Raw genomic sequence first — 26,558 nt, forward strand, 5'->3', positions numbered from 1 at the left:
GGCCCCGCCGGTGCGAGGATCAGGGTGATCCAGTAACACCAGTCACTCGCAGGGGGATTGATGACTACGCAGTTTCCGACGGACGCACCCGAGGGCCGCGTCTGGCTGATCACCGGGGCGTCCTCCGGGTTCGGCCTGATCCTGGCCGAGGCCGCGCTGGCCGCCGGCGACACGGTCGTGGCGGCCGCCCGCCGCACCGGCACCCTCGACTCCCTGGCCGCCGAGCACCCCGGCCGGCTCGTCCCCCTGGCCCTGGACGTGACGGAAACGGCCCGCGCCGAGGAGGCCGTCGGCGGGGTCGTGGACCGTTTCGGCCGGATCGACGTCCTGGTCAACAACGCCGGGCGCGGCCTGGTCGGCGCCGTGGAGGAAGCGAGCGACACCGAACTCCGCGAACTCATGGACCTGCACTTCTTCGGTCCGGCGGCGCTGCTGCGCGCGGCGCTGCCCCACATGCGCTCCCGCAAGTCGGGGGCCATCGTGCAGATGAGCAGCATGGGCGGACGGCTGGCCTTCCCCGGCGTCGGGGCCTACTGCGCGACGAAGTTCGCCCTGGAGGGTCTGACCGAGGCGCTCGCCGCCGAGGTGGCCCCCTTCGGGATCAAGGTGCTGATCGTGGAACCCGGCTCGTTCCGCACGAGCTTCGCGGGCGGTGGCGCGCTGCGGTCCACGACCCCGCTGCCCGCCTACGAGGACATCGTCGGCCCCGTGCGGGTCGGGCTCCCGGCGAGCGACGGCCACCAGCCCGGGGACCCCGTCAAGGCCGTCGCCGCGATCCTCGCCGCCCTGGACGCCCCGCAGACCCCGCTGCGGCTCGTGCTGGGCACTGACGCCGTGGAGTTCATCCGGGCCCACGCGGACGCCGTTCGCGCCGAGGCCGACGCCTGGGAGACCGTCAGCCGCGGCACGGACTTCGACGACGCCTGACCCCGCCCGGCGCGAGGACGTACGCCCCCGGCCCGTGCCGCCGGGGGCGTACGAGACGCCTCACGGGCTCACGGCGAGGAACAGGTACGCGGCCAGGAGCACGATGTGCACGCCGCCCTGGAGCAACGTCGCCCGCCCCGGCACGATCGTCAGGGCGCTGACGACCACCGTCAGCGCCAGCAGCACCATGTGGACCGGGCCCAGACCCAGCAGCAGCGGTCCGGAGAGCCAGATCGTGGCCAGCGCGATGGCCGGGATGGTCAGGCCGATGCTGGCGATGGCGGAGCCGTAGGCCAGGTTGAGACTGGTCTGCATCCGGTCGCGGCGGGCGGAGCGGACGGCGGCCAGGGTCTCGGGAGCCAGCACCAGCAGTGCGATGATCACACCGACGACGGCGTGCGGCAGCCCGGCGTCGGCGACGCCCCGCTCGATGGTCGGCGAGACGGCCTTGGCGTCGCCCACCACCGCGACGAGCGCGACCAGCAGCAGACCGAGACTGATCAGGGCGGCACGCAGGCTCGGCGCCACCGCGTGGGCGTCCTCCCCCGACGCGTCCCCGGCCTCCGGCGCCCCGCTCCCCCGGGTGTCCACCGGGAGGAAGTAGTCGCGGTGACGGACCGTCTGTACGGCGATGAACAGGCCGTAGAGCGCGAGGGAGGCACACGCGGCGAAGGTCAGCTGGGCGCTGGAGAACTCGGGGCCGGGCTTGCTCGTGGTGAACGTCGGCAGCACCAGGCTCAGTACGGCGAGCGTCGCGACGGTGGCCAGCGCCCCGCCCGAGCCCTCGGCGTGGAAGACGACGACCCGGTTGCGCAGGGCGCCGACCAGGAGGGATACGCCGACGATGCCGTTGCACGTGATCATGACGGCGGCGAAGACGGTGTCCCGGGCCAGCGAGGCGGTCTTGTCGCCGCCACCGGCCATCAGGGTGACGATCAGGGCCACCTCGATGATGGTGACGGCGACGGCCAGGACGAGGGAGCCGAAGGGTTCGCCGACCCGGAGGGCCACCACCTCCGCGTGGTGGACGGCCGCCAGGACCGCGCCCGCCAGGCAAAGGGAGACCAGCCCCACCGCGAAGGCCGGCAGGTCGCGCCCCCAGCTGAGGACGAGCGCGACGATGGCCACCACGGGGACCACGACGGTCCAGTCGAACAGGGACGTTCTGTGCGTTGCCGTACTCATGTCGGCCAACTTGCCAGAACCGTCACCCCCCTGCGTCACACGGCGCGCTCACGCCCCTCCCAGTACGGGTCGCGCAGCCGCCGCTTGTACAGCTTGCCGTTGGGATCGCGGGGCATCGTCGCGATGAAGTCGACCGTCTTGGGGCGCTTGTAGGCGGCCAGCTGCCGTTCGCAGTGGTGCAGGATCTCGGCGGCCAGCGCGTCACCCGCCTCGAAGCCCTCGGCGGGCTCGATGACGGCCTTGACCTCCTCGCCCCAGTCGTCGTGCGGGATGCCGAAGGCGGCGGCGTCCGCGACCGCCGGGTGGGTGAGGAGGGCGGATTCGATCTCCGCCGGATAGATGTTGACCCCGCCGGAGATGATCATGTCGATCTTGCGGTCCCGGAGGAAGAGGTACCCCTCCTCGTCCATCAGCCCCAGGTCGCCGACGGTGAAGAAGTCGCCGATGCGGTTCTTTCGGGTCTTGCCCTCGTCCTTGTGGTAGCTGAAACCGCCGGTGTTCATCTTGATGTACACGGTTCCGAGTTCGCCGGGCGGCAGCCGGTTGCCGTCGTCGTCGAAGACGGCGAGTTCGCTGATCGGCCAGGCCTTGCCGACGGTTCCGGGCTTCTTCAGCCAGTCCTCGGCGGTGGCGAAGGCACCCCCGCCCTCGCTGGCGGCGTAGTACTCCTCCACGCACCCGCCCCACCAGTCGATCATCGCCCGCTTGACGTGGTCGGGGCAGGGCGCGGCGCCGTGGATGGCGTGCCGCATGGAGCTGACGTCGTAGGCCTCCTTCGTCTCCTGCGGGAGTGCGAGCAGGCGGTGGAACTGCGTCGGCACCATGTGGGTGTGGGTGCACGCGTACTGGTCGATCAGGCGCAGCATCTCGGCCGGTGTCCACTTGTCCATGAGGACCAGCGGGTGCCCGATGTGCAGCGCGGCGCCCGCGAACTGCAGGACGGCGGTGTGGTAGAGCGGCGAGCAGACGAGGTGGACGTTGCCGTCGAAGGGGCGGATGCCGAAGATGCCGAGGAATCCCCCGAGGTACGTCTCCTCGGGGAGCTTCCCGGGCAGCGGGCGACGGATGCCGCGCGGCCGGCCGGTGGTGCCGGAGGTGTAGTTCATGACCCAGCCGAGGGTGCGGTCGGCGGGCGGCGTGGCGGGGTGCGGGGCGAGGAGGTCCTCGTAGGGGCGGAAACCGGCCACCGCTCCGACGGCGTAGCGGTGGCCCGCGGGCAGGCCGGCTTCGTCGGCCGCCGCCGTGGCGGCCTCGGCGAAGCGCTCGTGGGTGATGAGCACCTTGGCCCCGCTGTCGGCGACGATCCAGGCGATCTCGGGGCCGACGAGGTGGTGGTTGACCGGGACGAGGTAGAAGCCGGCCTGTGAGGCGGCGAGGTAGGCGGTGAGGAACTCGACGCCGTTGGGCAGGACGACGGCGAAGGAGTCGCCGGTGCGCATCCCGGCGGCGCGCAACCCGTGGACGAGCCGGTTGACGTCGGCGTGCAGCCGGCCCGCGCTCCACTGTTCACCGTCGGGGGCGGTCAGTACGGTGCGGTCGGGCTCGGCGGCGGCCTGGGCCCAGAAGCCGTTGGTCTCGGTCATGCAGCTCACGCCTCTCGGGTTCGACGGCCGGCCATGCGGTTGATTCGGTCGATGGCCCTCTCGAAGCCGCTGGTCAGCTCGTCGAAGACGGCCTGCACGCTGCGTTCGCTGTTCATCCGGCCGACGATCTGGCCGACCGGGGTTCCGAGCAGCGCCTGGACCTCGTACTTCTGGATCCGTGACACGGCCTCGGCGACCAGCAGGCCCTGGAGCGGCATGGGGAGCGCGCCGGGGCCGTCCGGGTCGTCCCACGCGTCGGTCCACTCGGTGCGCAGCTGGCGGGCGGGCTTGCCGGTGAGGGCGCGGGAGCGGACGGTGTCGCCGGAGCCGGCGGCGAGGAGTTTGGCGGTGAGCGCGCGGGAGTGCAGGTCGGCTTCGGTGGTGGTGAGCCAGAGGGAGCCGAGCCAGACGCCCTGGGCGCCGAGGGCCAGGCCCGCGGCGATCTGCTCGCCGCTGCCGATGCCGCCCGCGGCCAGGACGGGGAGCGGGGCGACGGCTTCGGCGATCTCGGGGACCAGCACCATCGTGGCGATGTCCCCGGTGTGGCCGCCGGCCTCGTAGCCCTGGGCGACGACGACGTCGATGCCGGCTTCGGCGTGACGACGGGCGTGTTTGGCGCTGCCCGCGAGGGCGGCGACGAGGACGCCGTGGTCGTGGGCGCGGCGGATGACGTCGGCGGGAGGGGAACCGAGCGCGTTCGCCAGGAGTTTGATGGGGTAGTCGAAGGCGACGTCGAGCTGGTTCCGTGCCACCCGTTCCATCCAGCCGGTGATCCGCCAGCCGGATGCCTCGCCCTCCGCGAGCTCGGGCACGTGGTGCTTGGCGAGGGTGTCGCGGACGAAGGCGCGGTGTCCGGCGGGGATCATCGCCTCGATGTCGGCTTCGGCGATGCCGTCGACGGCCTTCTTGGCGGGCATGACGACGTCGAGGCCGTAGGGCTTGCCGTCGGTGTGCGCCTGCACCCAGTCGAGGTCGCGTTTGAGGTCGTCGGGGGCGGTGTAGCGGACGGCGCCGAGTACGCCGAATCCGCCCGCGCGGGTGATGGCAGCGGCGACCGCCGGGAAGGGCGTGAAGCCGAAGATGGCGTGCTCGACTCCCAGTTTCTTGCTCAGCTCCGTCTCCATGGGCGTGAGGATGCCGCAGCGCGACGGTCGAGGGAAGGGGTTTCCTGATGCAGCGTCAGATTCTTTGCGGACCGGTCGGTGCGGGAGGCGCGGGCCGCGCGGGCAGATACTGCGAGAGGCGCGACGGCGGACAGGAGGACCGGTGATGGACGAGTTCACGGGGGCGCCCGACGGGACGACCGGGCCCGGCCCGGCGGGCGGGGCGGCCGGTGGAGCGGCGGGCGGCCCGGCGGGCGGGGCGACACCGCCGCCGGCACCGGCCGTCGCGGCGGGAGCCGGCCCGACCGCGGGGGCTGGCCGGGAGGCCGGCGCGGGCGTCGGCGCGGGCGTCGGCGCGGGCGGGCTCAGCCGCAGACGGCTCGGGGCGCGGTTGCTCGCACTCGGCGGGGTGCTCGTCCTCCAGGCGGCCCTGCCCGGGTCCGCCGGCGCCCGCGGCAACCCGGCCGAGCGGCGCGCCCTCCAGGGCCTGAGACTGCGCTACGGCTCCGCACGCCAGGCCGGGCTGCTGGAGAAGCACCTCGAAGGGGTGGCGGAGGAGGCCCGGCGCTTCCTCGGCCCCTCCCCCGAACACCCCTACTACGCCGGGGCGGTCGTCCTCGCCGGGCGCGGCCGCACCGTCGCCCTGCACCGGGCCATGGGCCACGCGGTGCGGTACGCGGACTACGACGGGCGCACCGACCGGGTCCGGGAGTTCCCCGCGGCCGAACGGATCGCGATGGCGGAGGACACCGTCTTCGACCTGGCCTCGCTCACGAAGCTGTTCACCTCCCTGCTGGCCGTCCAGCAGATGGAGCGGGGGCGGCTGGAGCTGGAGGCTCCGGTGGAGCGGTACCTGCCGGAGTTCACCGGGGGCGGCAAGGAGCTGATCACGGTCCGTCAGCTGCTCACCCACACCTCCGGGATGCGCTCGTGGGCGCCCTTCTACCGGGAGTCCACCCGCGAGGGGCAGTTGAGGCTGCTGTGGTCGGTGCGACCGCAGGACACCCCGGGGACGGTGTACCGGTACTCCGACCTGAACCTCATCACGCTCCAGTTGCTTCTGGAACGGATCACCGGCCGCACACTGGACACCCTGCTCCACGAGGAGATCACCGCTCCGCTCGGGATGCACCGCACCCGTTACCGGCCCCCGCTCTCCTGGCGCCGCACCACCGCCGCCACCGAGGTGCAGCGTCCGCCCTGGTCCGGCCTGGACCGCGGCCTGGTGTGGGGCGAGGTCCACGACGAGAACGCGTACGCCCTCGGCGGCGTCGCCGGCCACGCGGGCGTCTTCGGCACCGCCTGGGACCTGGCCGTCCTCGCCCGCGCCCTGCTCGACGGCGGGGTCTACGCCGGGAAGCGCATCCTGCGCCCCGCCTCCGTCGAGCTGCTCTTCACCGACTTCAACACCGCCTTCCCCGGGGACGACCACGGCCTGGGATTCGAGCTCTACCAGCACTGGTACATGGGCGCCATGGCCACCCCGCACTCCGCGGGCCACACCGGCTTCACCGGCACCTCCCTGGTCCTGGACCCCTCCACCGACTCCTTCCTGATCCTGCTCGGCAACTCCGTGCACCCCGTGCGGACCTGGCGGGCCGGCAGCGCGCCCCGGGTCGCCACGGGCAACCGCTTCGCCCGCGCCGTTCCCGTCCGCACCAGGCACGGCGGCCCCGCCTGGTTCTCCGGCATCACCCCGGGCGGCTCGGGCACCCTCACCCTCCCCCCGCTCACGCCCGCAACCGCGGCCGCCCGGCTGCGCTGCGCCCTGTGGTGGGACACCGTGCCGGGCGAAGGCGCCGTCCACCTGGAGGCCTCCGCCGACGGGCGGACCTGGGAGCCCCTGCCCTTCACCACCGTGCGCTCCACCGGCGGCACGCCCGAACCGTGGCCCCAGGGCCGCGCCGACGGCTGGTCGGGCCGCATCTGGCACCGCCTCGAAGCCCCCCTCGCCCCCTGGGCGGGCAGGGAGGTGCGGCTGCGCTTCCGCCACACCGCCACCGGCCGCTACGTGGGGCGCGGCGTGTACGTCGACGTCATCCGCGTCGCCGAGCCCGGCCGCCTGCTCTTCGCCGAGGACCGTCCGGCCGACGCGGACCGCCTGGAGGCCACGGGATGGACCCGTTCGGCCGACTGAGCGTCGGTTCGGAATGAACGCGTCCGCGTCCGCGTTGCGACTCGTTGCCGAAGTTCGTTGACCGTCCGACACGAAGGCAGGCCAGGAACATGACCGATATCGACTGGGACCACCCGATCGACCCCAAGCCCGGCTGGACGCTGGACCACGTCAAGCTGTACGTGGGCTCGAACGGGGCCGAGGGCCAGTTCTGGAACGGGACCCAGACCCTGCTCCTCACCACCCTCGGCCGGATCTCCGGCAAGCCCGTACGCACGCCCCTGATCTACGGCGAGGCCGACGGCCGGTACCTCGTCGTGGCGTCCAAGGGCGGCCACCCCGAGGACCCGCTCTGGTACAAGAACCTGAAGGCCCACCCCGAGGTCCGCGTCCAGGTCGGCCCGAAGGTCGTCCAGGGCACCGCGCGCACCGCGACCTCCGAGGAGCGCGCCGCGTACTGGCCCGTGATGGTGGGGCACTGGCCCGCGTACGACGAGTACCAGACCAAGACGGACCGCGAGATCCCGATCGTGGTCATCGAGCCCGTGCGGCAGGTCGCGTAACGGCTCAGCGGCCCAGGACCGCCATGGCGGCGTTGTGGCCGGGGACCCCGCTGACACCGCCGCCGCGCACCGCGCCCGCCCCGCACAGCAGCACGTTCGGGTAGGCCGTCTCCACGCCCCAACGGCCCGCGCCCGCCGCATCGCCCGCGCCCTCATCGGCGTAGGGCCACGACAGGTCGCGGTGGAAGATGTGCCCTCCGGGCAGGCGCAGTTCGCGGTCCAGGTCGAGCGGGGTCTTGGCCTCGATGCAGGGCCGGCCGTCCGCGTCGAGCGCGAGGCACTCCGTGAGCGGCTCGGCCAGGTGCGCGTCGAGCTGGGCCAGGGTGCCGGCCAGCAGCACCTCGCGCGCGACGGTGTTGCCGCCGTGTCCCTTCTCGAACAGCCGGGCCGGGGTGTGCAGGCCGAACAGGGTCAGGGTCTGGTAGCCGCGCGCCACGAGTTCGGGCCCGAGGATCGAGGGGTCCGTCAGCGAGTGGCAGTAGATCTCGGAGGGCGGCACGGAGGGCAGTTCACCCCTCGCGGCCTCCGCGTAGGCCCGTGCGAGCTGCTCGTACCCCTCGGCGATGTGGAAGGTGCCGCCGAACGCCTCGCGCGGGTCAACCGAGGTGTCCTTGAGCCGGGGCAGCCGCCGCAGCAGCATGTTGACCTTGAGCTGGGCGCCCTCCGCCGGGGCGGCCGGGGTCTCGCGGAGCAGTTCCGCGAGGGCCTGCGGCGAGGCGTTCACCAGCACCGTGCGGCCCGCGACGGCGCCCTCGCCGGTCGGCGTCCGGAACGTCACCTCGGCCGGCGCGGCCGTGCCGTCCGCGTCGATCCGCAGCGCCTCGTGGCCCGTGAGGATCTGCGCCCCCGCCGACCGCGCGGCCCGCGCGAGGGCGTCGGTGAGCGCGCCCATACCGCCGACGGGGACGTTCCAGTCGCCCGTGCCGCCGCCGATGACGTGGTAGAGGAAGCAGCGGTTCTGCGCGAGGGAGACGTCGTGGGCGTCGGCGAAGGTGCCGATCAGGCCGTCCGTCAGCACCACGCCGCGCACGAGGTCGTCGGCGAAGTGGTGCTCCACGGCCCGGCCCAGCGGTTCCTCGAACAGCATCCGCCAGGCGGCCTCGTCGTCGATGCGGGCCCGTAGCCCGGCGCGGGTGGGCAGCGGCTCGGTGAGGGTCGGGAACACCTTCCGGGCGAGCCGGCCCGTCATCGCGTAGAAGGCGCGCCAGCTCTCGTACTCCCGGTCGGAGCCGGTCAGCCGTGCGAAGGATTCCCGCGTGCGGGCCTCGGAGCCGCCGACGAGCAGTCCGCCCGCGCGGCCGCCGCGCTCGACGGGCGTGTACGAGGAGACCGTGCGCCCGCGTACCGCGAAGTCCAGGCCCAGGTCGCGCACGATCTTCGCCGGGAGGAGCGAGACGAGGTAGGAGTAGCGGGAGAGTCTGGCGTCCATGCCCGCGAACGGGCGGGTGGAGACGGCGGCGCCACCGGTGTGCCCGAGCCGTTCGAGGACCAGTACGGACTTGCCCGCGCGGGCCAGGTACGCGGCGGCCACCAGGCCGTTGTGGCCGCCGCCCACGATCACCACGTCGTAGGCCGCCTGCCGGAAGGGCTCCGAGGTCGTCGTCATGGCTCTTGGTAGCACACCTGGCCGAGCCGCTCCAGACAGTAGGCCTCGTCGGCGTGGGCCAGCACCGTGTCGGGGTGCCCCTCGCCGAGGGACCGTTCACGGATGCCCGAGAGTTCCCGGTACAGGGGCAGCGCCTCGTGCCAGCGGCCCAGCCGGCCCAGTCCGACGGCGAGTTCGCGGCGGCTGACCAGCGTGTCCGGGTGCTCCGCGCCCAGCACCTCGACCCGCGCCTTCGCGACCTTGCCCGCCTCGGCCACCGCCTCCTCCCAGCGGTCCAGCCGGCCGAGGTTCACGCCGAGGACGTGCCGGGCGCGCAGGGTCTCGGGGTGGGTGTCGCCGTACGCGCGGGTCCGGTCGCGCACCAGGGCGCGGAACAGGTCGAGGGCCTCCACGGCGCGGCCGGTGCGCCCGAGCGCGACCCCGGTCTCGTAGCGGGCGGCCAGGGCGTCGGGATGGTCGCGGCCCAGGATCCGTTCGCGGACGGCGGCGACCTGCCGGAAGCCGGCCAGCGCCTCGTCCCAGCGGCCGAGGCGACCGAGCGCGTACGCGACCTCGTACCGGGTCAGCAGCGTGTCGGGGTGTTCGGCGCCGAGCACGGCCGCGCGGTCCGCCGCGACCGTGGCGGCGGTGCGGTGGGCGTCCTCGTACCGGCCGAGGGCGCCCAGCGCGCAGGCGAGGTTGTGGCGGCAGAGCAGGGTGTCGGGATGGCGCGGGCCCGCGGTGCGGACACGGGCGGCGAGCACCGCACCGTAGATCTCGCAGGCCTCGCGGTGACGTCCGAGGCGGCCCAGTTCGTACGCCTCCTCCTGACGGGCCGCGAGGGTGTCGCCGTGGTCGGGCCCCAGCACCGTGGCCCTCCCCCGGGCCACGGCTGCGTACACGGCGAGCGCCTGCTCGGGCCGGCCGGCGCGGCTGAGGGCGTAGGCGCGGGCATGGGCGGCGCTGAGCGCCTCGGGGTGCTCCTGGTCGCCGCCGGGGGCACCGGCGCGGGGCAGCCCGACGGCGAGGGTGAGCCGGGGGTCGGCGGCGGCGTCGGGCCGCTGGATCGGGCGGGTCACGCCGGGCCGGGCAGTGGTCCAGGAACCGGTGAGCACGGCCCACTCCCCGCTGGCGGGGCGGGCGTCGGTACCGGCCTTGCGCCCGGCGGTCATCCCCCGGGCCCAGTCGGGCAGCGGAGGCTGCGCGCCGGACGGCCCGCCGGCGCCGAGGCGGTACTCGACGAGCCGCCGGTGCAGGTGGCGGGCGTCGCCGGGGCGGTCCTCGGGCTGCTTGGCGAGCAGTTCGAGGACGAGCCGGTCGAAGTACTCGGGCAGCTCGGGGCGGTGTTCGCGCGGCGGTACGGGCGCGGTGTCGCGGTGGCCGACCAGGACGGACCACGAGTCGCCGAGGTCGAAGGGCGGGGCGCCGGTGGCGATCTCGTACAGGACGCAGCCGAGGGAGTAGAGGTCGCTGCGGTGGTCGACCTCGCCGCCGGCGATCTGCTCGGGCGACATGTAGTGCGGGGTGCCCATGGCCATGCCGCCGCCGGTGAGTTTGGCGGTGAAGCCGATGTCGTGGGCGAGGCGGGCGATGCCGAAGTCACAGATCTTCACGGTGCCGTCGGTCAGCCGCATGATGTTGGCGGGCTTGAGGTCGCGGTGGACGACGCCCTGGTCGTGGGTGTAGCCGAGCGCCGCGGCCATCTGTTCGGCGATGTCGACGACGACGTCCACGGGCAGCGGGCGCGACTCGTTGTCGGCGAGGAGCTGGCTGAGGTTGCGACCGTCCAGGAGTTCCATGACGAGGTAGAGGGGGCCGCCGGCCGCGCTGTCGTCGCCGAAGTCGTGGACCACGGTGACGCCGCGGTGCTGGAGCGCTGCGGCAACCCGCGCCTCGCGGCGGAAGCGTTCGCGCAGCACCTGGGTGAAGTGGGTGTCCTGCTCGGGTCCGAGGGGCTTGAGGCACTTCACGGCGACCTGGCGGCCGAGTGATTCGTCCCGGGCCCGCCATACCTCGCCCATGCCGCCGCGCCCGATCAGATCGAGCGACCGGTACCGGCCCTGGATCAGTCTGGACTCCGCCATGTCTTGAAGCCGCCCCCGTGTGTCGTGCCACGCCCTCCCCGGACGGTCCAGTATGGCCGCTGATGTACGCAGTGTGTACGCCGAGGGGCGACTCCCGGGGCCCCTGCGGCGCATCGCTTTCAAGATGTGACCTGACGGGGGCCGGCGGCGCGGACCTGGGGGGATGGTGGGCAGCAGGCGGCTGGTGGGGCGCGGGGGGCGGCTGAGGGCGGCCGGGTCGGTCGCGGATACGACGGCCCGCCTTCCCTGCGCGGCACTCCTCATCCTTCCCTATTCTTCTCTCATCAGGGATGGTTACGGTAATGTCCGTTAGTATGGAGAGTTCTGAACGAGAGCTGTACTCGGTCGGTGAGGTGGCGCAGCGCCTGGGGCTGCACGTGCGGACCGTCCGGGCGTACGTGCGCGAGGGTCGCCTCAAGGCCGTGCGCATCGGTAAGCAGTACCGGATCGCCCGCGAGGACTTCGAGGCGCTGACGGGAGGCCCGGCCGCCGGCGCGGTCGCGGAGACCGTCGCCCCGCGCGGCCACGTGGAGGTGTCGAGCATCGTCCAGATCGACGCGATCGGCCCCGACGCGGCGAGCCGGCTGAGCACCCTCGTCACGGCCGGGGGCCAGTTCTCCCGCGACACCCCCGAGCCCCTGCGCATCCAGACCGTCTACGACGAGGCACGGGCCCGTATGAAGATCGTGGTCCTCGGCAACGCCGCCGCCACCGCCGACCTGCTGCTCCTGCTCGACGGCGTACTCGGCCCGGGCAACGGCATCCTGTCGGACGACTCCGCGCAGGGAGTCGACCGTGGCTGACGTGGTGGTGCGCCGGCACGGCGTGCCCGTCCTCGTCTGCGACGCCGAGGGGCCGCGGATCTCCACCGAGCAGGACGCTCTGGACCACCTGATCGGCGGCGCCTTCCAGGGCGCGGACGTGGTGGCGGTCCCGGCGGTACGGTTCGACGACCGCTTCTTCGACCTGAGCACGGGTCTGGCCGGCGCGGTCATGCAGAAGTTCGTCAACTACCGCCTGCGGCTGGTGGTCGTGGGCGACCTCTCCCCCCACCTGCGCTCCGGCACCGCCCTGCGGGACCTGGTGCGCGAGGCGAACCGTGGCCACCACGTCTGGTTCGTCCCCGACTTCGCCGCCCTGACGGCGCGCCTGGCCCCCTAGCTGCCGACATGAACACCCGGTGCCGTCACGGTACTTGGGCCGCGCCGACGGTGGCGGCCGTCCCGGGCCGGGGCAGAGTCGGGCATCGCCGGACCCTTCGTCGTGGTGGCGTGGTGTGCGGGTTCTTCCCGCCTGGTTACGCGGGTTCCGGGGTGAAGCGGAACATCTCGTCCGCCCCGGGCTGGACGACGCCGTAACTGCTCTCCGGGACTTCGTTCCAGGCGCCGGGCAGGTCCGACAGGGGTTCGGAGACGATCAGCCGGGTCTCCTCGGAGAGGTCCTCCAAGTAGGGGACGTCCGGATGCAGTGTGCGCAGCGTGTCCACCCGGCTGCTGTAGAACAGCGAACGGGAGGCGCCCTGGCTGGAGTAGCGGAAGGCCCAGAGGCGTTCCCCGTCGGTCACGGCGACGGTCATCTGCATCGGGAACTCCACCCCGTGCTCGCGGCCGCTGCGCTCCACGACCCCCACCATCCGGGCGACGGCGCCGGGCGGGTCCTGGTCCAGGCCGAGGGTGACGGCGAGGTAGAACATCACTTCGGAGTCGGTGGTGCCCTCGATACCGGTGAACAGGGCCGGGTCCACGAGCATGCAGAGGTCACGGCGCATCAAGTGGAAGCCGGATATGGCACCGTTGTGCATCCACATCCAGCGACCGTGCCGGAACGGGTGGCAGTTCGACTGCTGAACCGCGGTTCCCGTCGACGCACGGATGTGGGCGAAGAACAGGGGGGAGCGGACGTGGTCCGCGATCTCGCGCAGGTTGCGGTTGTTCCAGGCGGGGCCGATGTCCCGCATGACGGCCGGGGTGACGTCCTCCTTCGTGTACCAGCCGACGCCGAAGCCGTCACCGTTGGTGGTCTCCGCCCCCAGGCGGGAGTGCAGGCTCTGGTCGATCAGCGAGTGCGCCGGCTTGTACAGCAGGGCATCGAGCAGCAGGGGCGTTCCCGAGTACGCCAGCCATCTGCACATGGGCGATCACCTGTGTCCCTCCCTACGGCGCCGGCGGAGCGGAACCGCGGAGCCGGGAGTCAGTCGTTCGGCCAGGGACGCTCCTGCCCCGGCGTACCCATTCTCCCGTCCCCCCGCCGGGACCGCCACGCGGCGGCGCCGGCCGGACCCCACGCCGCACACCCGGCCGGCCGGGCGGGGGCCGCAAACCGTTCGCCGCCGCTCGCCCCGCCCGGTACCGTCGCGAGGAAGTTCCGTACTGCCGGGAGCCCCTGGGATCTGCGCGCGGCCCCCACCCGGAAGTTCCCACGGCGAAAGTTGGGTTGCGTCCATGGCATGCCGTATCGGTGAGCTCGTCCTCGACTGCCGGGACCCCGAGGTACTGGCCCGGTTCTGGTGCGAGGTCCTGGACTTCGTGGTGCTCTCCCGCGAGGACGACGGGAGCATCGAGATCGGGCCGCGCGAAGGGTTCGGCGGCGCGCAGCCGACGATCTTCCTCAGCCGCTGCGACGAGCCGGAGCCCGCCAAGCCCCGGCTGCACATCGACGTCAACGCCACCGACCGCGACCAGGACGCCGAGCTCGAACGCCTCCTGGGGCTCGGGGCCCGCCCGGCCGACGTCGGCCAGACCGGGGAAGAGTCCTGGCACGTCCTCGCCGACCCCGAAGGCAACGAGTTCTGCCTGCTGGCCGGCCGCCTCCCGCCCCTGTGACGGCCCGGCTCCACCACGGACTCAGCGGCGGACGCGCGGCATGCCGAGCCCGATCCACGAGATGATCTCGCGCTGGATCTCGTTGTTGCCGCCGCCGAAGGTGAAGATCACGGCGCTGCGGTAACCGCGTTCGAGTTCGCCGTGCAGGACCGCGCCCGCGGAGCCGTCCTTGAGGGAGCCGGCCGCGCCGACCACCTCCATGAGCCAGGCGTAGGCGTCCCGGCGGGCCTCCGAGCCGTAGACCTTGACGGCGGAGGCGTCCTGGGGCGTGAGGGTCCCGGACTGGACGGCGTTCACCATCTGCCAGTTGAGGAGCTTCATCGCGTCGAGCCGGGCGTGGGTGCGGGCGAGGCGGCCGCGGACCCAGGAGAGGTCGATGACCCGGCGCCCGTCGGCCAGTTTGGTCTGCGCCGCCCACCGCTGGACGTCGTGCAGGGCCCGGATGGCCATGGTGCCGTGGGCGGCGAGGGTGACGCGCTCGTGGTTGAGCTGGTTGGTGATCAGGCGCCAGCCCTTGTTCTCCGCGCCGACGCGCCGGCTCGCGGGGACCCGGATGTCCTCGTAGTAGCTGGCGGTGGTGTCGTGCGAGGCCAGGGTGTTGATGAGGGTGCAGGAGTAGCCGGGGCCGGAGGTCGGCACGAGGAGCATGCTGATGCCCTTGTGCGCGGGGGCGTCGGGGTCGGTGCGGACGGCGAGCCAGACCCAGTCGGCCGTGTCGCCGTTGGTGGTCCAGATCTTCTGGCCGTTGACCACGTAGGTACCGGTCTCCTCGTCGCCCTCCCGCACCGCCTTGCACTTGAGTGCGGCCAGGTCGGTCCCGGCGTCGGGTTCGCTGTAGCCGATGGCGAAGTCGATCTCGCCGGAGAGGATGCGGGGCAGGAAGTACGCCTTCTGCTCGTCGGTGCCGAACTGCATGAGCGTCGGCCCGACGGTGTTCAGCGCCATCAGCGGCAGCGGTACGACGGCCTGCGCGGCCTCGTCGAAGAAGATGAACTGGTCCATGGGCGACATGCCGCGCCCGCCGTACTCCTGCGGCCAGCCGACGCCGAGCCAGCCGTCGGCGCCGAGGCGGCGGATGGTCTCGCGGTAGAAGCGCTTCTGGGCGGCGGGGTCCTCGTAGCGTGCGTAGACGTCCTGCGGGACCAGCTCGGCGAAGTAGGCGCGCAGTTCGCTGCGCAACCGCTCCTGCTCAGGCGTGTATTCGAGGTGCACGGCCCCTCCGGGTGTCTCGCGGTCCGTCCGTCGGCCGGTCCGTCCGCCGGCGCAGCGTAGATTAGAACCTGTTTCAAGAATCCGGAAGTGTGGTGCCGGGCCGGGCTTTCGGCATGCACGCGCGGGGGGGGCGGCGCTCTCGCGCCGTGCCCGCCCGCCCTGCCGGCCGCGGTCACCGCCGAGGGCGGTGACCGCGGCCGGGGCTCAGGTGAGGGCGGCGATCATCGCCGCGGCCGTCGCCGCCATCGCCGTGCGGGCGGCGGTGAGGTACGGGCGGGGGTCCGCCGGGGTGAGGTGGGTGCGGATCGCTTCGGTCATGGCCACGTTCAGCGCGGTGCCGATGTTGACCTTGCGGATGCCGCCCGCGACGGCCGCCGCGAGTTCGGCGTCCGGGAGTCCCGAGGATCCGTGGAGGACGAGCGGGACCTCCACCGCCTTGGCCAGGCGGCCCAGGAGCCCGTGGTCCAGGGAAGCGGTCCGGCTGGTCATGGCGTGGCTGCTGCCGATGGCGACGGCCAGCGCGTCCACCCCCGAGTCGGCGACGAACCGCCGCGCCTCGTCGGGATCGGTACGGGCGCCCGGCGCGTGCGGGTCCGGCGGGGCGGCGCCGTCCTTGCCGCCGACCTCCCCCAGCTCCGCCTCGATCCACAGGCCGTTGGCGTGGGCCCACTCGGCTGCGGAGCGGGTGGCCTCCAGGTTCTCGGCGTAGGGCAGTTGCGCCGCGTCGTACATCACCGATCCGAACCCCGCGTCCACGGCCTGGCGCAGCAGTTCCGAGCTCTTCACGTGGTCGAGGTGGAGGCCTACGGGTACCCCCGCGGCCTCTGCGCTCGCGGAGGCCGCCCGGGCGATGGGGAGCAGCCGGCCGGACCTGAACTTCACCGCGTTCTCGCTCAGTTGCAAGATGACCGGCAGCCCGGCCCGTTCGGCTCCCTCGATGACGGCCTCGGCGTGCTCCAGCGTGATGATGTTGAAGGCGGCGACGGCGCGGCCGGCCGCCGCCGCCTCCGTGACGAGCGCGCCCGCCGGTACGAGGCTCATCGGACCGCCTCCTCGCCCGCCGTCAGGATCACGGAGCGGGTCAGGTGCCGTGGCGCGTCGGGGTCGAGGGCGCGGTGGGCGGCCACGGCGAGGGCCAGCCGGTGGACCCGTACCAGCTCGGCGAGCGGGTCGAGCCGCCCGGCCACCCACTCCGCGCCGGTCGCCAGGACCTGCTCGGCGAGCCCCTCCGGGGTCTCGCCGAGGGACCACGTGACGGTTCCGGGTCCGGTGACGCTGATCGGTCCGTGCCGGTATTCCATCGCCGGGTAGGACTCGGCCCAGGAGAGGGAGGCCTCGCGCATCTTGAGCGCGGCCTCGTTCGCCAGCCCGACGCTCCAGCCGCGGCCGAGGAAGGTGAACTGCCCCCGGGTGTCGAGCCCTTCGGGCAGCGGCTCGGCGAGTGCGGTGCGGGCGTCCGCCACGACGGCGGGGTCGTACGCGCCGACGTGGGCGCGCAGCAGCGTCAGGGCCGTGGTGGCGAACCGGGTCTGCACGACGGACTGCTCGTCGGCGAAGTCCAGTACCACGAGTTCGTCCGCGAGGGTCATCACGGGGGTGGCCGGGTCGCCGATGACGGCGGTGGTGGCCACCCCGGCGTCCCGCAGCCCGGCCAGCAGGTCGAGCACCTCGGTGGTCGTGCCGGACCGGGTCAGTGCCACCACCCGGTCGTAGCGCCGGTGGCGGGGGAACTCGGAGGCGGGGAAGGCGTCGGTCTCGCCCTGCCCGGCTTCCTCGCGCAAGGCGGCGGCCGCCTGGGCCATGTAGTACGAGGTGCCGCATCCGACGATCGCGGTCCGCTCCCCGGGCTGCGGCAGCACCGTCCGCCGCGCGGGGGCCAGTTCGGCGGCCCGCTCCCAGCATGCGGGTTGCGTGACCAGCTCGTGCGCGACGTGACTCATAGGGGCTCCCTGGAGCAGTGGGTCTACCGATGCGTGTTCTTGCACGGTATCGGGCCGTTTCGCGCAACTTCAAGCATCTGCGGCCCCATCGTCTGGGTTAATCTCGAGCCGTGGGCCGAACGACGGGCCGGGAAAGTGGGAGGGGGGCCATGACCCGCAAGGAACGCTGGCAGAGACTGCTGGATCTGCTGGTCGAGCGGGGCGGGCTGGAGGTGGAACCGGCCGCCGAGCTCCTCGGCGTGTCCGCGGCCACCATCCGGCGCGACCTCGACCAGCTGGCCGAGCAGCAGATGCTGGTCCGTACGCGCGGTGGGGCGGTGCCGCACGGGGTGTCGTACGAACTGCCGTTGCGCTACCGCACGTCCCGCCGGGCCGCCGAGAAGGGCCGGATCAGCGAGGCGGTGGCCGCCCTCATCGCCCCGGGCGAGGTGATCGGCCTGACGGGCGGGACGACGACGACCGAGGTCGCCCGGGCCCTTGCCGCCCGCCCGGACCTCGCCACCGGCTCGCCCGCCCTGACCGTGGTGACCAATGCCCTCAACATCGCGGGCGAGCTGGTGATCCGGCCGCAGTTCAAGATCGTGCTGACGGGTGGGGTGGCCCGGCCGCAGTCCTACGAACTGACCGGCCCGCTGGCTCAGCAGGTGCTCGGGCAGCTCAGCATGGACACCGCGGTGGTCGGTGTGGACGCCTTCGACCCGGCCGACGGCGCGGCGACCCGCCACGAGGACGAGGCGGCGATGAACCGCCTGCTGTGCGAGCGGGCCCGGCGGGTGGTGATCGCGGCGGACTCCAGCAAGCTCGGGGTCCGGGCCTTCGCGCGCATCTGCGCGACCGACGCGGTGGACGTGTTGGTGACGGACACGGGCCTCCCGGAGACGGTCGCGAAGGCCTTCACCGCGGCGGGGGTGGAGGTCCGCCGGGTGTGACGGCGGCCGGCATTCGGGGCCGCACGCACGACGTCTCGCCCGTGCGGCGCACGGCGCTGCCGGCTGCCATCCGGTGCACCGGCCGGGCGACGGCGAGCGGGCGCCGCCCGGGCAGCGGCCTCGGCGTCGGCCGTGGGCAGTCGGCCGTCGGCCGGGCGGTGGGCGCCCGGCCCGGGTGGGCGGGGGTCGTGCTCGGGGCACCGCGCCGGGACAGCCCTTACGGGACGTGGTGCCGGTGGGGCACGGCTGCGCGGGCCTTCGGACCGGCCGGCCGACGGGTATCGGCGAGCGCCCGGCCGGGCCGCGCGCTGCTCGGTGACCGCCTGGTCCGGGCGGGCTTCGGGAAACCACGCTTCCCGGTCTCCGGGGCGTCAGCGAACCCCGCACGGCGAGCAGGTGACGGCCGGACCTCACTCTCCGGGAACTGCCGGCTCTGGCTCCACGGACCGCGTCAGGCCCGCGGGCGACGGCCTCGGCGACGAGCGGATGCCCGGACCGCGCGCCCGGACTGCCCCTCGCCCGTGCGCCCGATGCCACCGGACCGGCCGCGCCGTCCCGCAAGGCGGCGGGCCCCCGGCGCGCTCACCGGTAGCGACGGCGGCCGCGCCCCCGGTCCGGGTCACGGCCACACGGGCCGTGTTCCGACCCGGCGTGCGGACGGACAGTCCGCGCCGCGCAGCCCCTCCCGGCCCGGCGAACACCGGCTGGGCGGAGGTGATCCCGGGCCCGGCCGGGGGCTCTACCGGTAGCGGGGTCAGGGGGTGGGGACGCGTTGGGCCTCGCGGGTCAGGGCGGCGAGGACCGGGGCGATCAGGGGGTGGGTCTCCGCGCCGCGCCGGGTCGCCGCGAAGACGCGGCGGGTGGCGGCCGGGCCGGAGACCGGGCGGACCTGGACCTCCTTGAGGTCCATGCCGCGCAGGGCGGAGCGCGGCACGAGAGCGACGCCCGCGCCCGCCCCCACCAGGGCCGTCACCGCGCGGAAGTCGTCGGAGGAGTGCGCGAAACGGGGCTGGAAGCCGGCCAGTTCGCAGGCCAGCAGCGTCACGTCGTGGCACGGGTTGCCGGGGTACTGACCCACCCAGTCCGAGTCCGACAGCTCCGCGAGCGACACCGTGGGCAGGCCGGCGAGGCGGTGCCCCACCGGCAGGACCGCGTCGAAGGGTTCCGCGTAGAGCGGGAGAACGGACAGCCTGCCGTCGTCGGCGCCCGGGGCGCCCCGGTACTCCACGGCCAGGGCCAGGTCCGCCTCGCCGTCCAGCAGCAGCGGCAGGCTCTGGTCGCCCTCCGCGTCGCGGACCCGCAGCCGGATGCCCGGGTGGTCCACGGCCAGCCGGGCGATCGCCGGCGCCAGGACCTCGGCGATGCCGGTGGCGAAGGCGGCCACCGTGACCTCGCCCGCCGAGCCGCCCGCGTAGGCGGCGAGTTCGGCTTCCGCCCGCTCCAGCTGGGCCAGCACCTCGTGGGCGTGCCCGAGCAGGATCTCCCCGGCGGCGGTGAGCCGCACGCCCCGGCCGCTCCGTGTCAGCAGGGCGTGCCCGGTCTCCTGCTCCAGCGCCGCGAGCTGCTGCGATACGGCGGAGGGGGTCAGGTACAGGGCTGCGGCCGCGGCGGTCACCGTACGGTGGTCCGCCACGGCCCGCAGGACACGCAGCCGGCGGGGGTCGATCACCCCGCCATTGTCGCAGGCCCCGGCGGTCCCGCGGGCCCCCGCCGTCACCGGCCCCCGGCCCTCACGGGCCCCCGCGGTCACGGCCCCCGGCGTCTCGGGGACCCCCGCCGCACCGGGCCCCGCGGCTCAGGCCCCCGCCGTCGCCAGCGCCGCGCGGGCGTCGACGAAGGCGGCCACCGCACGCTCCACGTCCGCCGTCGAGTGGGCGGCCGACAGCTGGACGCGGATGCGGGCCGCGCCCATCGGCACCACCGGGTAGGAGAAGCCGATCACGTACACGCCGCGCTCCAGCAGGAGCTCCGCCATGCGGGCCGCCTCGGCCGCGTCGCCGATCATGACGGGGGCGATGGCGTGGTCCCCGGGCAGGACCTCGAATCCGGCCGCGGTCATCTTCGTGCGGAACAGCTCGGTGTTGGCGGCCAGCTGCTCCCGCAGGTCGCCGGCGGACTCCAGCAGGTCCAGGACCTTGAGGGAGGCGGCCGCGATGACCGGGGCGAGGGAGTTGGAGAAGAGGTACGGGCGCGAGCGCTGGCGCAGCAGCTCGACGATCTCGGCGCGGGCCGCGACGTAGCCGCCGGAGGCGCCGCCGAGGGCCTTGCCGAGGGTGCCGGTGATGATGTCGACGCGGTCCATGACGCCGTGCAGCTCCGGGGTGCCGCGGCCGCCGGGGCCGACGAAGCCGACGGCGTGCGAGTCGTCCACCATGACCATGGCGTCGTAGCGCTCGGCGAGGTCGCAGATCTCGGCGAGCGGGGCGACGTAGCCGTCCATCGAGAACACGCCGTCGGTGACGATCAGGCGGCGACGGGCGTCCTGGGTGTCCTTGAGCCGGGTCTCCAGCTCTGCGAGGTCGCGGTTCGCGTAGCGGTAGCGGCGGGCCTTGGACAGGCGGATGCCGTCGATGATCGAGGCATGGTTGAGGGCGTCGGAGATCACCGCGTCCTCGGCGCCGAGCAGGGTCTCGAAGACGCCGCCGTTCGCGTCGAAGCACGAGGAGTAGAGGATCGTGTCCTCCTGGCCGAGGAACGCAGAGAGGCGGGCCTCCAGTTCCTTGTGCACCTCCTGGGTGCCGCAGATGAAGCGGACCGAGGCCATGCCGTAGCCCCAGCGGTCCAGCGCGTCCTTGGCGGCGGCGACCACCTCGGGGTGGTCGGCCAGCCCGAGGTAGTTGTTGGCGCAGAAGTTCAGGACCTCTCCGGCGGAGCCACCGGAGGTGACGGCGACGGACGCGCTCTGCGGGGTGCCGATGACGCGCTCGGGCTTGTGCAGGCCGGCGGACCGGATCTCGTCGAGGGTGGTGCGCAGGTCGGCGCGGACGGTCTCGAACATGGGGCGGTGCTCTCTTTCTCCTGGTGGCGGAGGGAGGGGGGCGGGGCCCCCGCGGAGGGTGGGTGCGGGGGCGGCCGGAGTAGAGGGTCCGGGGAGCACGGGACGGTGGTGCCGTCCCGGTCCCCGGTGGCGGTCAGGCCGTCCAGTCCAGGATGATCTTGCCGCTGCGGGCGGTCGACGCCTCGTCGAAGGCGGCCTGGAAGTCGGTGTGGGAGTAGCGGCCGGTGATGACGGGGCTCAGGTCCAGCCCGCCTTCCAGCAGCACGGTCATCGCGTACCAGGTCTCGAACATCTCGCGGCCGTAGATGCCCTTGATAGTGATCATCGAGGTGACGACCTTGGCCCAGTCGACGGGGAACTCCTGGGCGGGCAGGCCCAGCATGGCGATCCGGCCGCCGTGCGTCATGTTGTCGATCATGTCGCGCATGGCCTCGGCACGGCCCGACATCTCCAGTCCGATGTCGAAGCCCTCGCGCAGCCCCAGCTGCGCCTGCGCGTCGGCGATCGAGGATTCCGCGACGTTCACCGCGAGGGTGGCCCCGGCCTTGCGGGCGATGTCGAGGCGCTCGGGGCTGACGTCGGTGATGACGACGTTGCGCGCACCGGCGTGCCGGGCCACGGCGGCGGCCATGATGCCGATCGGGCCGGCGCCGGTGATCAGGACGTCCTCACCGACCAGCGGGAAGGACAGCGCGGTGTGCACGGCGTTGCCGAACGGGTCGAAGATGGCCGCCACGTCCAGGTCCACGGCGGTCCGGTGCACCCACACGTTCTGCGCGGGCAGCACCACGTACTCGGCGAACGCGCCGTCCCGCCCCACGCCGAGGCCCACCGTGCTGCGGCACAGGTGACGGCGCCCGGCCAGGCAGTTGCGGCACTTGCCGCACACCAGGTGGCCCTCGCCGCTGACGAGGGCGCCGATCTCGATGTCCCGGACGTCGGCGCCGAGCGCGGCGACCTCGCCCACGAACTCGTGCCCCAGCACCAGCGGCGTCTTGACGGCGCCCTGCGCCCAGCCGTCCCACGCCCGGATGTGCAGGTCGGTCCCGCAGATACCGGTCCGCAGCACCTTGATCAGCACGTCGCCGGGGCCGTACTCGGGCTCGGGGACGTCCATGAGCCACAGCCCGGGTTCGGCCTTGTGCTTGACGAGTGCCTTCATGGGGTGGCTCCAGGCATGTGAAGGGTGACGCGGCGGGCGTGCGGGCCCGCGCGGCCGAGGGGTGACGGGACCAATCTGCCGAGCGGCGCGGTGATCAGTCCATCGAGACTTTCTTAAGCGGGTCGACAGCGCAGCTTCACGCCTATGCTCCTCGGGTGACGGGGCAGGGCCGGCCGGGACCGGGCCGGGAGCAGGGGAACGGGGAGGTGGGGGGCGTGCCGAGTCTGCGCAGCAGGGCGCTGTCGGTCGCGCTGATCGCGACGGGGCGGCGAAGACGGTTCGCGAGCGCCGAGGCGGTGCGCGCCAGGGTGGCGCAGGCCGCCAGGCGGCCGGCGTCGCACCTGCCGCCGCGTTCGCTGGGCCGGATCGCCGAGGTCTCGCGGGCCTTCGTCGGGGCCTGGCCGGTGTACGACATCTCGCCGCGCGGGACGGAAGCGGTGGCGCAGGTGCTGTACGTGCACGGTGGCGCCTACATCGACGGACTGGTGCGGCCGCACTGGTCGATGATCCGTACGCTCGTCGCCCGGGCCCGTGCCCGCGTCGTCGTACCGGCCTACATCCTGGCCCCCCGCGGGACGGCAGACCGGAACGTGCCGGTCGCCGCCGACCTGCTGAGCGGGCTCATCGAGAGCGGTGGCGCGGGCGGGACGGTACTGATCGGGGACGGCGCGGGGGCCGGTCTGGCACTGGCCGCGGCGCAGCGCCTGCGGGACCGAACGGGGGCGCAGCCGTCCCGGATCGTGCTGATCTCGCCCTGGCTGGACGTGTCGATGAGCCATCCGGCGCAGCCGGACATCGAGCGGGCGGACCCGCTGCTGGCCCGGCCCGGGCTGGCCGAGGCCGGGCGGCTGTACGCGGGCACCCTCGCCGCCGACGACCCCCGGGTGAGCCCGCTGCTGGGGTCCTTCGAGGGGCTGGCGCCGCTGACGGCGTTCACGGGCACCAGGGACGTGCTGACCACCGACAGCCGGGAGCTGCTGCGGCGGGCGCGGGCGGAGGGCGTGGACGTGGACTTCCACGAGGCGGTGGGGCTGCCGCACGGCTACCCGTTGCTGCCCGTCCCGGAGGGCCGGGCGGCGCGGGAGCGGATCGTGGACCTGGTCAGGGCCGCCGCAGAGCTGTGAGGGACGACGGGGCGCCACCGCCCCGGCCCGCGAGCCGTGCGCCGGCCCCGGCCGGCGCCCCGGCACCGGCCTCACGCTCAGGCCAGGCAGGTCATCAGCGAGCTGACCGGCCGGGCCCGGTAGGCCGCCCAGAAGGCTTCGTCGCGCTCCGCGTCGGGCGGCGGGGTGCGTACGGGCTGCCAGCCGGCGGTGGTGAACCCGGCCTCGACCGCCGCTTCGCAGAAATCGGCGTGCGCCCAGGCACGGAACTCGAAGTGCGCGTCGGGACGGGAGACGAACTGGGCCCGCACGAGCGGGGCCTCCGGGTGCGGCTCGCGCCGCAGGACCCGTACGCCGTAGGGGGACCAGTCCGGGCAGGGGAACGCCCCCGGGTTCGGCACGATGGCCAGCAGCCGGCCCCCGGGCCGCAGATTGGCCCGTACGGACCGGAACAGGGCGTGCAGGGTCTCGCGGTCGGGGGCCTGGTTGAACAGGTAGACGGCGGTTGCCAGGTCGAAGGGGCCCAGCTGCGGCATCCCGGCGGCGTCCGCGACGACGTACTCGATCCGGGCGTCGTGGTGGGTCTCGCGCGCGCGGCGGATGCGGTCGGGGCAGCTGTCCACGCCGACGGTGCGCCGGGCCCCGCCGCTCGCCAGCAGCCTCGCGGTGCCGCCGTTCCCGCAGGGGAGGTCGAGGGCGTCCAGTCCCCGGACCCCGCCGAGCGCGTCCAGGGCGGTGCGCAGGGTGAGGGCGTCGGCCTCCGAGAAGGCGGGCGGGGGCGTCGACGTGTCGTACTGCTGTTGCATGCCGCAATGCCTCCCCGGCGGCGGCCCGGCGGACAGCCGCCCGGCCCGCACCGTCCCCCGCACGGGGGAGGCGTTCGGGTCAGTCGGTGCGGCGTACGGGCTCCGCGCGCGGTGCGGGCCCGATCCGCCGGGCGCATCCTGGCTGTGTGACCGCGAGACCCGACAGCGGCAGCCCGGCCACCGACGCCTTGGCCCGGGTGCTCGCACGGGCAGCCATGGCCGTGGAGGAGGCCGTCGGCGGCTACGCGGGCGGGGTCTACCTGCGCTCGCGCACGGACGGGCTGCTGCGGCTGGCAGCGCTGGACGGACTCCCGGGCAGGCTGTTCCGGCCCTGGTGGCGGATGCACGTGAACCGGCCGTACCCCGTCGCGGAGGCGTACCGCTCGGGGCAGGCGGTGCACCTGCCCGACGCCGAGTCGGCGATGCGGCGCTTCCCCCAGCTGACGGCCGGGCTGCCCTTCACGTTCGGGTCGCTGTACGAGCCCGTCACCGCCGGGGACGAACGGTTCGGGGTGCTGATGGTGCTGCGCCCGGCCACCCCGGGCGCCGCGGTGGAGTCCGGGGACCGGGAAAGGATGCGCGGCGTCGCGGCGCGGCTGGCGGCCGAGCTGACGGCGCTCAGGGCGAGCGGCGACCCGGTGGTGTGGGACGGCGACCCGGTCCGCCCGGAGCCGGTGGTCCCCCGGGGCGGCGCGGAGACGGCCGTGGACCGCCTCGCGCAGGCCGTGCTGTCGCTGGACCGGCAGGGCAGGATCCGCTACGCGAACGCCGCCGCGGCGGCGCTGCCGGGCACGCGGGGGCGGCCCCTGCTCGGCGAGGTGCTGTGGGAGGCGCTGCCCTGGCTGAGCCATCCGGCGTACGAGGACCACTTCCGGGCCGTCTTCATGGCGCCCGAACCGGTGTACTTCGTGGCGCGGGAGGGTGACCCCCCGTCGGGGACGTGGCTGTCGGTCGGCCTGCACCCGGGGCCGGACGGGGTGACCGTGACGCTGGGCTCCGCCGGGTCGGACCCGTACTCCTCGGGGCCGCGGGGGGCCGGCTCCCCCGCGGACCGTTCCTCGGCGCTGTACCGGCCGGTGGCGCTGGCGATCGCGCTGACCGAGGCGGTGACCGCCCGCCAGGTGTCGGCGGTGGTCACCGAGGAGTTGCTGCCCGCCTTCGGCGGTCGCCAGCTGGCGATCTACCTGCTGGACGAACGCCATCTGCACCTGGCGTGGGAGACCGGGTTCCCCCGCGGGTTCCTGGACCGCTTCGACGGAGTGGGCCTGGACGTGCGGCTGCCCGGCGTGGAGACCCTGACGTCGGGCCGTCCGCTGTTCTTCGAGTCGATGGAGCACCTGGCCGCCGCCTACCCGGGCATTCCCCTCGACACCCATGTGGGCGCCCGCGCGTTCCTGCCGCTGATCGCCTCGGGCCGCCCGGTGGGCTCCTGCATCCTCGGCTTCGACACACCGCGCGGCTTCGGCGCGGAGGAGCGTACGGTGCTCACCGCGCTGGCGGGGCTGATCGCGCAGGCCCTGGAGCGGGCCCGGCGCTACGACAGCGAGGCGGCGCTGGCCCGCGGCCTCCAGTCGGCACTGCTGCCGCACCGGCTGCCGGTGCACGAGCACGTGGTCACCGTGGGCCGGTACCTCCCCGGGACGGTCGGCATGGACGTCGGCGGCGACTGGTACGACGTCACGGAGACCGGCCCGGACACCCTGGCCCTGGTCATCGGCGACGTCCAGGGCCACGGGGTGGCCGCCGCGGCCACGATGGGGCAGCTGCGCAGCGCGGTGCGGGCCTTCGCGCTGGGCGGCAACGCACCGGAGCAGGTGGTGCGCGGCACCAACCGACTGTTGATCGACTTGGACCCGGGCCAGATCGCGAGCTGCTGCTACGTCGAACTCGACCGCGCCACGGGACGGGCCCGGGCCGTCCGCGCCGGCCACCCCCAGCCGCTGCTGCGCCATCCCGGCGGCCGGACGGAGGTGCTGAACCTTCGGGGCGGGGTGGTGCTCGGTGTCGACGCGGCCGCCTCGTACCCCGTGACGGAGTTCGTGCTGGAGCCGGGGGCGCTGCTCGCCTTGTACACGGACGGACTGGTGGAGGTGCCGGGCACCGACATCGACGCCGGGGTGGAGCGGCTGCGGGTGGCGCTGGCGGCCGCCCGACCCGTCCCGCTGACCGAGACGGCCGACCGGCTGGCGAGCGGGGCCGGCACCACCGGTGACCGGCCCGACGACATCGCCCTGCTGCTGGCGTGGCGCACCGGACCGGCCGACTGACGGCCCGCGGTGGTCACGAACGGGCGCCCGCTCGGCAAAGCGGAGGAAAATTCACGCTGATCTAGGTGCGGTTCCCGTACCCCCGCGGGGGCAGTATTTACGCCGCCTTGACGCCGAAAAGGGGTTACCGGCGGTCCGCGGACAAGGGAATCCGCACATGAACAGCTCTTGAC

22 protein-coding genes are annotated in these 26,558 nt (G+C 73.9%); 9 read left to right on the forward strand and 13 right to left on the reverse strand.

The window, feature by feature from the left end:
- Positions 1-60: 60 nt before the first annotated feature.
- On the forward strand, positions 61-927 hold the full coding sequence (locus tag OHA81_RS04545) for an oxidoreductase (RefSeq protein WP_329192998.1): 867 nt from the start codon (positions 61-63) through the stop codon (positions 925-927).
- A 60-nt stretch (positions 928-987) separates the two neighbouring features.
- On the opposite strand, the gene OHA81_RS04550 is transcribed toward OHA81_RS04545, so the two are convergent.
- The 3 genes from OHA81_RS04550 to OHA81_RS04560 are packed head-to-tail and all read right to left on the reverse strand — an operon-like array spanning position 988 to position 4,819.
- A complete protein-coding gene (locus OHA81_RS04550) occupies positions 988-2,112 on the reverse strand; it encodes a calcium:proton antiporter (RefSeq protein WP_329193000.1) in 1,125 nt (374 codons plus the stop codon).
- Between the two features lie 35 nt (positions 2,113-2,147).
- Entirely contained in the window at positions 2,148-3,695 is a 1,548-nt protein-coding gene (locus tag OHA81_RS04555) for an acyl-CoA synthetase (protein WP_329193002.1), read from the reverse strand.
- Between the two features lie 5 nt (positions 3,696-3,700).
- Complete coding sequence (locus OHA81_RS04560; RefSeq protein ID WP_329193004.1) at positions 3,701-4,819, reverse strand: NAD(P)H-dependent flavin oxidoreductase; 1,119 nt, start codon at positions 4,817-4,819, stop codon at positions 3,701-3,703.
- A 145-nt stretch (positions 4,820-4,964) separates the two neighbouring features.
- On the opposite strand from OHA81_RS04560, the gene OHA81_RS04565 reads away from it, so the two are divergent.
- Both OHA81_RS04565 and OHA81_RS04570 read left to right on the forward strand, forming a co-directional pair.
- Positions 4,965-6,935, forward strand: coding sequence for a serine hydrolase (locus OHA81_RS04565; protein WP_329193006.1), 1,971 nt, complete (start codon positions 4,965-4,967; stop codon positions 6,933-6,935).
- Positions 6,936-7,024: 89 nt separating this feature from the next.
- Positions 7,025-7,477: a nitroreductase family deazaflavin-dependent oxidoreductase gene (locus OHA81_RS04570; protein ID WP_329193008.1), complete on the forward strand. Its 453-nt coding sequence runs from the start codon at positions 7,025-7,027 to the stop codon at positions 7,475-7,477.
- A 4-nt stretch (positions 7,478-7,481) separates the two neighbouring features.
- On the opposite strand, the gene OHA81_RS04575 is transcribed toward OHA81_RS04570, so the two are convergent.
- Both OHA81_RS04575 and OHA81_RS04580 read right to left on the reverse strand, forming a co-directional pair.
- Complete coding sequence (locus OHA81_RS04575; protein ID WP_329193010.1) at positions 7,482-9,083, reverse strand: phytoene desaturase family protein; 1,602 nt, start codon at positions 9,081-9,083, stop codon at positions 7,482-7,484.
- Positions 9,080-11,146, reverse strand: a complete 2,067-nt coding sequence (locus OHA81_RS04580; protein ID WP_329193011.1) for a serine/threonine-protein kinase — start codon at positions 11,144-11,146, stop codon at positions 9,080-9,082. The genes OHA81_RS04575 and OHA81_RS04580 overlap by 4 nt, the downstream gene beginning before the upstream one ends.
- 314 nt (positions 11,147-11,460) lie before the next feature.
- Here OHA81_RS04580 and OHA81_RS04585 point away from each other — a divergent pair, with 314 nt between their 5' ends.
- Together OHA81_RS04585 and OHA81_RS04590 are read left to right on the forward strand one after the other, a co-directional pair.
- Positions 11,461-11,949 (forward strand): helix-turn-helix domain-containing protein, encoded by a 489-nt coding sequence (locus OHA81_RS04585; RefSeq protein WP_329193013.1) that lies wholly within the window; start codon positions 11,461-11,463, stop codon positions 11,947-11,949.
- Entirely contained in the window at positions 11,942-12,307 is a 366-nt protein-coding gene (locus OHA81_RS04590; RefSeq protein ID WP_329193015.1) for a DUF4180 domain-containing protein, read from the forward strand. The genes OHA81_RS04585 and OHA81_RS04590 overlap by 8 nt, the downstream gene beginning before the upstream one ends.
- A 136-nt stretch (positions 12,308-12,443) precedes the next feature.
- On the opposite strand, the gene OHA81_RS04595 is transcribed toward OHA81_RS04590, so the two are convergent.
- Entirely contained in the window at positions 12,444-13,277 is an 834-nt protein-coding gene (locus OHA81_RS04595; RefSeq protein ID WP_329193016.1) for a class II glutamine amidotransferase, read from the reverse strand.
- Between the two features lie 310 nt (positions 13,278-13,587).
- Here OHA81_RS04595 and OHA81_RS04600 point away from each other — a divergent pair, with 310 nt between their 5' ends.
- On the forward strand, positions 13,588-13,968 hold the full coding sequence (locus tag OHA81_RS04600; RefSeq protein ID WP_329193018.1) for a VOC family protein: 381 nt from the start codon (positions 13,588-13,590) through the stop codon (positions 13,966-13,968).
- A 21-nt stretch (positions 13,969-13,989) separates the two neighbouring features.
- Here the strand turns inward: OHA81_RS04600 and OHA81_RS04605 are convergent, their stop codons facing one another.
- The 3 genes from OHA81_RS04605 to OHA81_RS04615 all read right to left on the reverse strand — a co-directional run bounded on the left by OHA81_RS04605 (position 13,990) and on the right by OHA81_RS04615 (position 17,120).
- Positions 13,990-15,180 carry an acyl-CoA dehydrogenase family protein gene (locus tag OHA81_RS04605; RefSeq protein ID WP_329193020.1) on the reverse strand — a complete coding sequence of 397 codons (1,191 nt, stop codon included), beginning with the start codon at positions 15,178-15,180 and terminating at the stop codon, positions 13,990-13,992.
- Between the two features lie 204 nt (positions 15,181-15,384).
- A complete protein-coding gene (locus OHA81_RS04610) occupies positions 15,385-16,221 on the reverse strand; it encodes a class II fructose-bisphosphate aldolase (protein WP_329193022.1) in 837 nt (278 codons plus the stop codon).
- A complete protein-coding gene (locus OHA81_RS04615) occupies positions 16,218-17,120 on the reverse strand; it encodes an SIS domain-containing protein (RefSeq protein WP_329193024.1) in 903 nt (300 codons plus the stop codon). Before OHA81_RS04615 ends, OHA81_RS04610 begins: the two co-directional genes overlap by 4 nt.
- Positions 17,121-17,269: 149 nt before the next feature.
- On the opposite strand from OHA81_RS04615, the gene OHA81_RS04620 reads away from it, so the two are divergent.
- Positions 17,270-18,049 (forward strand): DeoR/GlpR family DNA-binding transcription regulator, encoded by a 780-nt coding sequence (locus OHA81_RS04620; protein ID WP_329193026.1) that lies wholly within the window; start codon positions 17,270-17,272, stop codon positions 18,047-18,049.
- A 754-nt stretch (positions 18,050-18,803) separates the two neighbouring features.
- Here the strand turns inward: OHA81_RS04620 and OHA81_RS04625 are convergent.
- From OHA81_RS04625 to tdh, 3 genes are all read right to left on the reverse strand, one after another.
- Positions 18,804-19,718, reverse strand: coding sequence for a LysR family transcriptional regulator (locus OHA81_RS04625; protein WP_329193028.1), 915 nt, complete (start codon positions 19,716-19,718; stop codon positions 18,804-18,806).
- A gap of 126 nt (positions 19,719-19,844) precedes the next feature.
- Positions 19,845-21,047, reverse strand: coding sequence for a glycine C-acetyltransferase (locus OHA81_RS04630; RefSeq protein WP_329193030.1), 1,203 nt, complete (start codon positions 21,045-21,047; stop codon positions 19,845-19,847).
- A 133-nt stretch (positions 21,048-21,180) separates the two neighbouring features.
- Positions 21,181-22,209, reverse strand: a complete 1,029-nt coding sequence (gene tdh, locus OHA81_RS04635) for an L-threonine 3-dehydrogenase (RefSeq protein WP_329193032.1) — start codon at positions 22,207-22,209, stop codon at positions 21,181-21,183.
- 215 nt (positions 22,210-22,424) lie between these two features.
- Between tdh and OHA81_RS04640 the strand changes: the two genes are divergently transcribed.
- Positions 22,425-23,333: an alpha/beta hydrolase gene (locus OHA81_RS04640; protein WP_329193034.1), complete on the forward strand. Its 909-nt coding sequence runs from the start codon at positions 22,425-22,427 to the stop codon at positions 23,331-23,333.
- Positions 23,334-23,410: 77 nt separating this feature from the next.
- On the opposite strand, the gene OHA81_RS04645 is transcribed toward OHA81_RS04640, so the two are convergent.
- Positions 23,411-24,118, reverse strand: coding sequence for a class I SAM-dependent methyltransferase (locus OHA81_RS04645; RefSeq protein ID WP_329193035.1), 708 nt, complete (start codon positions 24,116-24,118; stop codon positions 23,411-23,413).
- A gap of 215 nt (positions 24,119-24,333) precedes the next feature.
- On the opposite strand from OHA81_RS04645, the gene OHA81_RS04650 reads away from it, so the two are divergent.
- Complete coding sequence (locus tag OHA81_RS04650) at positions 24,334-26,385, forward strand: SpoIIE family protein phosphatase (protein ID WP_329201985.1); 2,052 nt, start codon at positions 24,334-24,336, stop codon at positions 26,383-26,385.
- Positions 26,386-26,558: the final 173 nt, after the last annotated feature.

It is taken from the genome of Streptomyces sp. NBC_00667, assembly GCF_036226825.1.
Lineage (GTDB): Bacteria > Actinomycetota > Actinomycetes > Streptomycetales > Streptomycetaceae > Streptomyces.

What these genes read in the sequence shown, in the direction of transcription:
- OHA81_RS04555 (WP_329193002.1), bottom strand. Translation starts at nt 3,695, where the DNA reads ATGACCGAGACCAACGGCTTCTGGGCCCAGGCCGCCGCCGAGCCCGAC.
- OHA81_RS04565 (WP_329193006.1), top strand. Translation starts at nt 4,965, where the DNA reads ATGGACGAGTTCACGGGGGCGCCCGACGGGACGACCGGGCCCGGCCCG.
- OHA81_RS04630 (WP_329193030.1), bottom strand. Translation starts at nt 21,047, where the DNA reads ATGTTCGAGACCGTCCGCGCCGACCTGCGCACCACCCTCGACGAGATC.
- OHA81_RS04620 (WP_329193026.1), top strand. Translation starts at nt 17,270, where the DNA reads ATGACCCGCAAGGAACGCTGGCAGAGACTGCTGGATCTGCTGGTCGAG.
- OHA81_RS04650 (WP_329201985.1), top strand. Translation starts at nt 24,334, where the DNA reads ATGGCCGTGGAGGAGGCCGTCGGCGGCTACGCGGGCGGGGTCTACCTG.
- OHA81_RS04560 (WP_329193004.1), bottom strand. Translation starts at nt 4,819, where the DNA reads ATGGAGACGGAGCTGAGCAAGAAACTGGGAGTCGAGCACGCCATCTTC.
- OHA81_RS04585 (WP_329193013.1), top strand. Translation starts at nt 11,461, where the DNA reads ATGGAGAGTTCTGAACGAGAGCTGTACTCGGTCGGTGAGGTGGCGCAG.
- OHA81_RS04550 (WP_329193000.1), bottom strand. Translation starts at nt 2,112, where the DNA reads ATGAGTACGGCAACGCACAGAACGTCCCTGTTCGACTGGACCGTCGTG.
- tdh (WP_329193032.1), bottom strand. Translation starts at nt 22,209, where the DNA reads ATGAAGGCACTCGTCAAGCACAAGGCCGAACCCGGGCTGTGGCTCATG.
- OHA81_RS04595 (WP_329193016.1), bottom strand. Translation starts at nt 13,277, where the DNA reads ATGTGCAGATGGCTGGCGTACTCGGGAACGCCCCTGCTGCTCGATGCC.
- OHA81_RS04570 (WP_329193008.1), top strand. Translation starts at nt 7,025, where the DNA reads ATGACCGATATCGACTGGGACCACCCGATCGACCCCAAGCCCGGCTGG.
- OHA81_RS04600 (WP_329193018.1), top strand. Translation starts at nt 13,588, where the DNA reads ATGGCATGCCGTATCGGTGAGCTCGTCCTCGACTGCCGGGACCCCGAG.
- OHA81_RS04615 (WP_329193024.1), bottom strand. Translation starts at nt 17,120, where the DNA reads ATGAGTCACGTCGCGCACGAGCTGGTCACGCAACCCGCATGCTGGGAG.
- OHA81_RS04545 (WP_329192998.1), top strand. Translation starts at nt 61, where the DNA reads ATGACTACGCAGTTTCCGACGGACGCACCCGAGGGCCGCGTCTGGCTG.
- OHA81_RS04610 (WP_329193022.1), bottom strand. Translation starts at nt 16,221, where the DNA reads ATGAGCCTCGTACCGGCGGGCGCGCTCGTCACGGAGGCGGCGGCGGCC.
- OHA81_RS04645 (WP_329193035.1), bottom strand. Translation starts at nt 24,118, where the DNA reads ATGCAACAGCAGTACGACACGTCGACGCCCCCGCCCGCCTTCTCGGAG.
- OHA81_RS04580 (WP_329193011.1), bottom strand. Translation starts at nt 11,146, where the DNA reads ATGGCGGAGTCCAGACTGATCCAGGGCCGGTACCGGTCGCTCGATCTG.
- OHA81_RS04575 (WP_329193010.1), bottom strand. Translation starts at nt 9,083, where the DNA reads ATGACGACGACCTCGGAGCCCTTCCGGCAGGCGGCCTACGACGTGGTG.